This is a genomic window from Flavobacterium sp. GNP008, from assembly GCF_056428965.1.
This window is the reverse complement of the sequence record NZ_JBWJVL010000043.1, coordinates 1-259: the sequence shown is the minus strand read 5'-3', so window position 1 is coordinate 259 and position 259 is coordinate 1. Positions and strand designations below refer to the sequence as shown.

Below are 259 nucleotides of genomic sequence, written 5' to 3'. Positions count from 1 at the left end.
CAAAGCGCGACAGGCTTTTCTCCTGCGCACCACGCACCATCGCTTCCACTACCTGCTGGCTGACCGCCCCAACCTTAGCGAACAACGGCTCCGGCACATTCAATTGCCGAGTCTTCTGCCGATTGGAATAGGTGACATAACCCGCCTCGAACCAGGCCGAGCTGCCGGGGATTCGCGTGATGGCCTCTGCGATGCCGCCGCCCGTACACGACTCGGCCGTGGTGACATGGGCATTGAGCACCTGCAAACGGCGGCCAAG

General features: G+C 62.2%; 1 protein-coding gene. It reads right to left on the bottom strand.

Annotated elements, in window-relative coordinates:
- A partial coding sequence (locus tag AC0608_RS13815) for a CinA family protein (protein WP_478289479.1) occupies positions 1–259 on the bottom strand: 259 nt, incomplete at both ends.